This window comes from Hyphomonas jannaschiana VP2, assembly GCF_000685215.1.
Taxonomy (GTDB): Bacteria; Pseudomonadota; Alphaproteobacteria; order Caulobacterales; family Hyphomonadaceae; genus Hyphomonas; species Hyphomonas jannaschiana.
Genome location: NZ_ARYJ01000024.1, coordinates 1 through 8,750, shown reverse-complemented (window position 1 = coordinate 8,750; position 8,750 = coordinate 1). Strand labels below are relative to the sequence as shown.

At 65.0% G+C, this 8,750-nt stretch carries 7 protein-coding genes; all 7 read left to right on the top strand.

Translation table 11 applies throughout. The features are described from left to right. A partial coding sequence (locus HJA_RS17580) for an RsmB/NOP family class I SAM-dependent RNA methyltransferase (RefSeq protein WP_035585061.1) occupies positions 1-1,310 on the top strand: 1,310 nt, incomplete at its 5' end. A gap of 97 nt (positions 1,311-1,407) precedes the next feature. After that, a complete protein-coding gene (locus HJA_RS17575) occupies positions 1,408-1,905 on the top strand; it encodes an outer membrane lipoprotein (RefSeq protein ID WP_034761203.1) in 498 nt (165 codons plus the stop codon). Positions 1,906-1,984: 79 nt separating this feature from the next. Further along, entirely contained in the window at positions 1,985-2,653 is a 669-nt protein-coding gene (gene rpe, locus HJA_RS17570) for a ribulose-phosphate 3-epimerase (protein ID WP_035585058.1), read from the top strand. 23 nt (positions 2,654-2,676) lie between these two features. Beyond that, complete coding sequence (locus HJA_RS17565) at positions 2,677-4,407, top strand: heparinase II/III family protein (RefSeq protein WP_035585055.1); 1,731 nt, start codon at positions 2,677-2,679, stop codon at positions 4,405-4,407. After that, the gene (locus tag HJA_RS17560; protein ID WP_081814796.1) at positions 4,404-6,296 is read left to right on the top strand and encodes a polysaccharide biosynthesis protein; all 1,893 of its coding nucleotides are present in this window, start codon (positions 4,404-4,406) and stop codon (positions 6,294-6,296) included. Before HJA_RS17565 ends, HJA_RS17560 begins: the two co-directional genes overlap by 4 nt. Before the next feature lie 60 nt (positions 6,297-6,356). After that, positions 6,357-7,958, top strand: coding sequence for a bifunctional phosphoribosylaminoimidazolecarboxamide formyltransferase/IMP cyclohydrolase (gene purH, locus HJA_RS17555; RefSeq protein WP_035585052.1), 1,602 nt, complete (start codon positions 6,357-6,359; stop codon positions 7,956-7,958). A 10-nt stretch (positions 7,959-7,968) separates the two neighbouring features. Continuing rightward, positions 7,969-8,547, top strand: a complete 579-nt coding sequence (locus HJA_RS17550; RefSeq protein ID WP_035585048.1) for a hypothetical protein — start codon at positions 7,969-7,971, stop codon at positions 8,545-8,547. The last annotated feature ends 203 nt before the right edge of the window (positions 8,548-8,750 follow it).

Here is an 8,750-nt window from a genome sequence, read left to right as displayed (position 1 = left end):
CCGCCGATCTCCTGTTTCTGACAATCGAAAAGCGCCGGACGCTGGACCAGGCCATGGCGGAGTCCCTGCCCTTTGGTGACCTCGACGGGCCGGACCGGGCCTTCGCCCGCGCCATCGCCTCGGCGGCACTCAGGGAACTTGGCCGCATCGACCGCGCCCTCGCCCCCCTCCTCTCCCGCCCGCTGCAAGCAGCAAGTCCTGCCATCCGCGCGCTGCTGCGGGTTGGCGCGGTCCAGCTCTGGCGGATGGATGTGCCGGAACATGCCGCCGTCTCCGCAACGGTCGAAGCGGCGAAGGACTGGCCGGATGCCCGCTCCGGCGGCGCCTTCCTGAACGCCGTGCTGCGCCGCGCCGCGGCGGAACGCCCGGACCTGGACGCCCTGCCCCTGACCGCGATCTGGCCGGACTGGCTGGCCGACGCTTTTACCGAAAGCCTCGGGGAAGACGGCGCCGCCCGGCTCGCCGCCGCCCAACTGGGGGAACCCGGCATTTACCTGACCGCGAAGACCAGCGCCGCCGCCGTCGCCGAAGTGACCGGCGGGGAGCTGCTGGACAATGGCTCTGTCCGCGCGCCGGGCGGGCCGGTCGAGGCGCTCGCCGAATATGGCAGCGGCGACTGGTGGGTGCAGGACCCGGCCGCCGCCCTGCCGGCAAAACTGCTCATGGCATGCACATCGGATGATCCGGACAAGTCCGGCATAGTCATGGATCAGTCCGGTATGGTCATGGGCAAGTCGCCGGAAATCACGGCGATTGACCTTTGCGCGGCCCCCGGCGGCAAGACGCTTCAGCTCTGCGCGGCGGGGCTGAATGTCATCGCGGTGGACCGGTCGAAACCGCGCCTGAAACGGCTCGAAGAGAATTTGGAACGCACCGGGCTATCTGCAACAGTCATTACAGCCGACGCCGAAACCTGGCGGCCGGAAGCCCCGGCAGACCTCCTCCTGCTGGACGCGCCATGTTCCGCGCTCGGCACGCTGCGCCGTCACCCGGAAGGCGCCTGGATCAAACGCGAAACCGACATCGCCCGCTTCCCGGATGTGCAGTACCGATTACTGAAAGCAGCGACAGAGATGGTCCGCCCCGGCGGCACGATTCTCTATTGTGTCTGCACCCCGCTGAAGGCCGAAGGCGCCGATGTGGTGGCCCGCGCCATCGCCGACGGTCTCGTCACCCGCCTGCCCGTCAGACCTGAGGAAGCGCCCGGATTCGCCGATAGCCTTACAGATCACGGGGATGTGCTCACCTTGCCGGGGAAAGACGGCGAACATGACGCATTCTTCATGTCACGCCTGACGCCACAGCGCTAAGGTAAGCTCGCGGCCCTGAATTTGCCGCTGAAGGTTCATGTAGCATTCAGCCGGCACATGCCAGAAAGGCCCGATACAATGTGCAGGGAGCACTTAAATGACCGTTGTTTCTTCCATCCGCACCTCGACCGGTAAACTGGCCGCCGGTGCCTTCCTGGCGCTCAGCCTGTCTCTGGCAGGTTGTGCTTCGACATCCGGCGTTGGTACGGCCAGCCCGGGAGCGGTAGGCCAAGCCTCTACCGTCTATCATGGAACCGTCACCTCGGTGCGTGAAGTGACCATCAAGCGCGACAGCTCGATCATCGGCACCGCGACCGGCGCTGTGCTCGGCGGGCTTGCTGGCTCGGAGCTGGGCGGTGGTGACAAGGCTCAGACGGCTGGTGCCATCGGCGGCGCCGTGCTCGGCGGGATCGTCGGCAACGAGGCCGGCAAGGCTGTCGGCACGTCCAAGGCCTTCGCCTATATCGTCCGCTTCTCCAGCGGCGAGAGCAAGGAAATCATCCAGGGCGCCGACGTCTATATCGCTCCGGGCACCCCGGTGGACATCATCGCCGGTGCAGACGGCTGGAAGCTGATTCCGGCGGCGGCTTACTAAGCCCAACGCCTTCTATCGAAAGCAGATTCGGAATGCCGGGCGCCTTGTGTGTCCGGCATTTCCCATTTAGGGAGTCTCTATGCGCGACATACTGATTTCTCCTTCGATTCTCTCTGCAGACTTTGCCTGTCTGGGAGAGGAAATCCGGGCCATCGATCATGCCGGTGCCGACATGATCCACATCGATGTCATGGACGGCCATTTCGTGCCGAACCTGACCTTCGGCCCACCCGTGATCGAGAAACTTCGTCCGCACACGAAAAAGCCGTTCGACGTGCACCTGATGATCGCGCCGGTGGATCCGTTCATCCACGCCTTTGCCAAGGCAGGCGCCGACATCCTGACCGTCCACCCGGAGGCAGGCGCGCACCTGCACCGCACGCTGCAGGCCATCCGCGCGGCGGGCATGAAACCGGGCGTCGCCCTCAACCCCGCTACACCGGCCAGCATCATTGAACCCGTCATCGACGACATCGATCTCGTTCTTGTCATGTCGGTGAACCCGGGCTTTGGCGGCCAGGCCTTTATCGAGAGCCAGCTGCGTAAAGTGGAACAACTTCGCCAGATGATCGACCGAACAGGCCGCGACATCATCCTCGAAATCGATGGCGGCCTGAACGCCGAAACCTCGCCGCGCGCCATTTCCGCAGGCGTCACCGCGATTGTTGCCGGGTCTGCCGTGTTCAAAGGCGGGCCGACGGCCTATGCTGACAACATCCGTGCCCTGAGACCCAGCGTGCACGCTTAACCCATGTAGATTGGACGCGCGCCGTGTCAGGTGGAGACAGCCAATTCGCTGCTGAACGGGCACAAAGGTCCGGCGCGGATGATGCTGCGCTCTGGCGGCGCTTCCGGGGTGTCAGCGGCGAAGACGCCAAGATCGGTGCCGTCCAGCGCCTGAAGCAGACCGGCCCCGTCCCGCAGGGCTTCACCTGCCATCTGGCAGACCTTGTCCCGCCCGACACGCTGCGCGGTGAAGCGCTGATGCGCGGCGTCTGGCGAATCGGCATGTCGCGCATGACACTGGAGCCGGGACAAAGCCCCTGGTCGGTGCCGATGCCATCCAAACATGTCGCTGACAGGTTGCACCGCTTCGCCTGGCTGCCGGACCTGTTTTCGCAAGGCGAGGAAGGCGCGAGCCGGGCGCGGGCGCATGTCGATTCCTGGATCGAGATGTTTGGCAGCTTCAATGGCTTCGCCTGGCGGACGGACCCGACGGCGGCCCGTCTGTGGCACTGGCTGCGGTGCGGCGAAGACCTGTTCGAGGAAGGCCCGGAAGCGGCCCGTCAGGCGCGCCTTTCCTGCCTGCTTCATCAGCTCCGTTATCTGGAAAGCCAGGCCGATGCCGAAGTCGCCCCCCGGGCCCGCTGGGTGTCTGCCGTGGTCCTCGTCGCCGGCGCGCTCTGTTTCAACGACCGCGCCGCCCTCGGCCTCGCGCTGGACCGTCTGGACGCGGAATGCACCGCGCAGATCCTGCCCGATGGCGGGCATGTCAGCCGGGCCCCGTCGCGGCTGTTGTTCTGCCTGCTGCAACTCCAGACGCTGGAAGAATTGCTGACCCGTGCAGGCATCGAAGCGCCGGACTATTTTGCCAAATGGATTCCCCGGATGGGGGCGATGCTCGCCTTTTTCCAGACCGGCGACGGCGCCCTGAACCCATTCAATGACGGCGACGAATCCCGTCCGGAAGTGGTTGACGCCGCCCTCGGCCGGCTGCCCGCCCCGCCCCGCCGGTTCACCTTCGCCCCGAAATCCGGCTTCCAGAAGCTGGAGAAGCACGGCCTGCGCCTGGTGCTCGACTGCGGGGAGGCCCCGGGCCTGCCCTTTGGCGATCAGGCCCATGCCGGCGCCCTCGGCTTTGAACTCTCCGACGAGACATCCCGGATCGTCACCTCCTGCGGATTCAGCGCTGAGGTGAACATCGACTGGCAGGCCGCCGTGCGCCGCACCAGCGCGCACTCCACCCTCATTCTGTCCGGCCGGGATTCGGCAACCTTCTCGATGAATGAAGCGACCCGGCTCCTGTCGGCCAGCGGGCCGGAGGGAATTTCCGCGAAACGCCTGGAGGAAGCCGACGAAATCTGGCTCGACGCCCAGCATGGCGGCTACAAGGCGGCCCATGGCCTCCTGCACCGCCGGCGCCTGTTCATGGCAGGCGACGGCAAAAGGCTGGCCGGCGAGGATTCCCTTGTCAGACCGATCTCACAGGGCCCTGCGGAAGACCGGAAATTCATCAATTTCGAGATCCGTTTCCACCTTCATCCCACCGTGGAAGCCATGATGGGCAAAGATGCGATTCGCTTGATATGCGAAAATGGGGCTGTATGGCGCTTCAAAACGAGTCATGAAGGGGCAAGACTCGAACGGACGGCTTATCTCGCCCGAGGCGTGGTTGAACGCCCCGAGCAAATTGTGATCGCGGGGTTCGCGGATCCGAATAGTGACGGAACCGAACCTCCGAACTGCGTCCGCTGGGCCTTTGTGAAGGAACCAAGTGCATGACGCCTCAACGTATTGCCCGTAGAGCCATGCTCCTGACCCTGGGGTTTGACCTCGCGGTTGCTGCTGGCGCGATGATCGTGGCCAATGTGCTGATGTGGTGGACGGCTGAGCCGCGCGGTGCCTTTCCGGTCAGCTCCACCGTGGTCAGCACGATTGCCTTCACCGCCGCAGTGGCTGCTGGTTTCCTGATGCTGCGGATCCAGACGCAGGTCTGGCGGCATATCGGCTGGCCGGACGCCCTGCGCGTGATGCAGGCTGTTGCCCTGTCGGGCCTGATCTACCTGCCGATTGCGGGCTTGCTGAATGGCGCCCTGTCCCAGCCCTGGGGCGTACTGCTGACGGCCCTCCTGATCTGGACCATTGGCCTCTTCACCGGTCGGATGGTCGCCCTCTCGCGCTCGACCCAGAAGCCTCTGCAGATCTTCAGCCCGGTTGCCAAGGATGCGCGCCCCATCCTGCTGATAGGCGACGTGCCGAGCTGTATCGGCGTGATCCGCCGCCTGCAGACCCCGACCGAAACCCAGAATTTCCGCCTGCTGGGCCTGATCGACACCGATGGCAATGATCCCGGCCGCGCCATTCGCGGCGTGCCGATCATGGGCGGGCTGGATGACTTGTCCAACGTGCTCGACATTCTGAGCGTCCGCTATGAGAACACACCCTGGGTCGCCCTGACGGGCGCGGCCCGCGACCGCAAGACCATGATGCAGATCCTGGACGTCACGTCTGCGCATGGGGCGGAAATCATGGCGCTGTCCGGCGAGGAGACAGCCCACCTGCTGGAGCCCGTTCGCCCGGCGGACCTGCTGGCCCGGCCGGAACGGCGCCTCAGCATCGCCCCGGTCCGCAGCAAGATCGAAGGCGCCCGGGTGCTGATCACCGGCGGCGGCGGCACGATCGGTTCGGAGCTGGCCCGCCAGGTTGCCGGGCTCAATCCGGCGCAACTCACCATCATCGATTCCTGCGAGTACAATCTCTACGCCATCGATATGGAGCTGACGAAACAATTCCCGGACCTCAATATCCGCGCCCGTCTCGGCGATGTCCGCGATGCCAACCGCGTACGCGACATCTTCCAGAGCGCCCAGCCGCAGGTCGTGATCCATGCCGCCGCGCTGAAGCATGTGCCCCTCATGGAGCGCAATGTCTGTGAAGCGATCCTGACCAATGTCTCCGGGGCCGTGAACTGCGCCCAGGCCGCCGCCGCCATCGGCGCGAACAGTTTTGTCTTCATCTCGACCGACAAGGCCGTGGACCCGGACAATGTCATGGGGGCGACCAAGCGCCTCGCCGAAATCGCCATTTCCCGCATCGCCGAGGATTCCGAAATGGCCGCAGCCATGGTGCGGTTCGGCAATGTGCTGGGCTCATCCGGATCGGTGGTGCCGCTGTTCGAAAAGCAGATCACCGATGGCGGCCCTGTCACCATCACGGATCTGGGGGTCACCCGCTATTTCATGACGGTGGAAGAGGCCTCCGCCCTCGTCCTGCAGGCCGGCGCCCTGCAGCATGAATGCGGGAACTCGGACATCTACGTCCTCGACATGGGCGAGCCGATGCCGATCCTGCAGCTGGCCGAGACGCTGATCCGCCTGAAGGGCCTGATCCCCGGCGTCGACATCGAGATCAAAGAGACGGGCCTGCGGGCTGGCGAGAAAATGCACGAAGCGCTGACCTATGAGCATGAGACGGTCACCGATACCGATGTCGACGGCGTCCTGCGCGTTGCCAGCCGTGCCCCCTCATCTGAGCTCTTCGACAAGCAGCTTGCCGTCCTGATCGAGGCTGCCAGCCGCCGCGAACGCTCCGAAGCGCTGCGCATGCTGGGCATGATGGTGCCGGAATACGGCGTGGAGCGGGCTGCAAAAGCCTACAAGGACATCGCTTGACGCCCCGCCCTGCCGTGCTACCCCGCGCGGCAACAAATTGTCCTTCCTGGAGACCCCCTCATGTCCGACGCCGCCAGCGGAGCCCCCGTCCGTATTCGCCGTGCCCTTCTGTCCGTTTCCGACAAGACCGGCCTTGTGGAGCAGGCGAAAAAGCTCGCTGAGAAGGGCGTCGAGCTCGTCTCCACCGGCGGCACCTCAAAATTGCTGAAAGAGGCCGGCCTCGAGGTAAAGGACGTCGCAGACCTGACGGGCTTCCCGGAAATGATGGATGGCCGCGTGAAGACGCTGCACCCGGCCGTGCATGGCGGCCTGCTCTATCTGCGCGACAACCCGTCCCATGTGAAAGACGCCGAGACCCACGGCATCGGCGCGATCGACCTGATCTATGTGAACCTCTACCCATTCGAGGCGACCGTCGCCTCCGGTGCGGACTTTGAAACCTGTATCGAGAACATCGACATTGGTGGCCCGGCCATGCTGCGCGCCGCGGCCAAGAACGGCGCCTTCGTGGCCGTCTGCACCGATGGCGGCGATGTCGACAAGGTGCTGGAAGAGATGGACGCGAATGATGGCGAAGTGTCCGTCACGCTCTGCCGCAAGCTCGCCGCCAAGACTTATGCCCGCACCGCCGCCTACGACGCGGCGATCTCGTCCTGGTATGCCGATCAGCTTGGCGAGACCGCGCCAGACTGGGCCGCCCTCGGCGGCAAGCTGCAGCAGTCCCTCCGCTATGGCGAGAACCCGCACCAGAAGGCTGCCTTTTACGTCACCGGCGAGAAACGCCCCGGCGTCGCCACGGCGAAACAGCTGCAGGGCAAGGAACTCTCCTACAACAACATCAACGACACCGATGCCGCCTATGAACTGATCGGCGAACTGGGCGCAGACGTCCCGGCCGTCGCCATCATCAAGCACGCCAACCCGTGCGGCGTGGCGCAAGGGGCGAGCATCATCGAAGCCTACCGCGCCGCCCTCGCCTGCGACTCCACCTCTGCCTTCGGCGGTATCGTGGCCCTGAACCGTGCCCTCGATGAAGAGACCGCGAAAGAGATCTCGCAGATCTTCACCGAAGTCGTCATCGCCCCCGGCGCCGATGCGGCCGCTGAAGCCGTATTCGCGAAGAAGAAGAACCTCCGCCTCCTGATCACTGAAGGCCTGCCCGACCCGGCCGCTGCCGGCCGTTTCGTCAAAACCGTCGCGGGCGGCTTCCTAATGCAGGACCGGGACTTCGGCCGCATTGACAAAGCCGACCTGAAAGTCGTGACGAAGAAGGCCCCGACCGAGCAGGAACTGGAAGACATGCTATTCGCCTGGCGTGTCGCCAAGCACGTCAAATCCAACACGATCGTCTATGCGAAAGACGGCGCAACCGTCGGCATCGGCGCCGGCCAGATGAGCCGGATCGACTCCGCTCGCATCGCCGCCCGCAAGGCAGAAGACGCCGCCGAGGTGGCTGGCTGGGCCGAACCGAAGACCCAAGGCTGCGTTGCCGCCTCCGATGCCTTCTTCCCCTTCCCCGATGGCCTGTTGCAGGCGGCCTCTGCCGGCGCCAGCGCCGTGATCCAGCCGGGCGGCTCGATCCGCGACGATGAAGTGATCGCCGCCGCCGACGAAGCCGGCCTCGCCATGGTCTTCACCGGCATGCGCCACTTCCGCCACTAGGCCCGGCCCGGTGCGCGCACGCCTCCTCCTCGCCGCCACGACGCTGTTCGTCACCGCGTGCAGCCAGCCGACACTGGAAGAATCGGAGTTCATGCACCGGCTCTCTGCCCTCTGCGGCAAGGCCTTCGAGGGAAGGATCGTCAGCGAAGACCTGCAGGATGATCCCTGGCGCGCCCAACGTATCGTCATGCATGTCCGTTCCTGCACAAAGAACGAGGTGCGTATTCCACTTCATGTCGGCGACGACCGCTCGCGCATCTGGGTCATCCACCGCGAGGGCGACCGCCTCGCCCTGCACCACGAGCACCGTCACGAAGACGGCAGCCCCGACGCGCTGACCGGTTATGGCGGCGTCCGGGATGACCGCTTTAGCGGTAGCCGCCTGAACTTCCCGGCGGACGAAGCCACAAAGGCCCTGTTCGATGCCTCCGGCATTCCTCAGTCAAAGGATAATGTCTGGGCCGTCGAGGTGCGCCCGTCCCACAGCCTGTTCGCCTACGAACTGGAACGCCCCGGCCGCTTCTTCCGCGTGGAGTTCGACACAGCCAAACCCGTCGACCCGCCACCGGCACCCTGGGGCGCAAACTAAGCGCGGACACACCGCGCGCTCTCCCCCACCCCCGGCATGTCATCCCGGAATTTGCGAAGCAAATATCCGGGACCCTGTTCCTGTAGCGCGCGCACCAGCAAGAAGGTCCCGGAGAAACGCTTCGCGTTTTCCGGGATGACAGGTTGGGGGCGATCTGAATTCGTCTGATAGCGCCCGGCCCCATCTTTGAGGGCATGCATCCT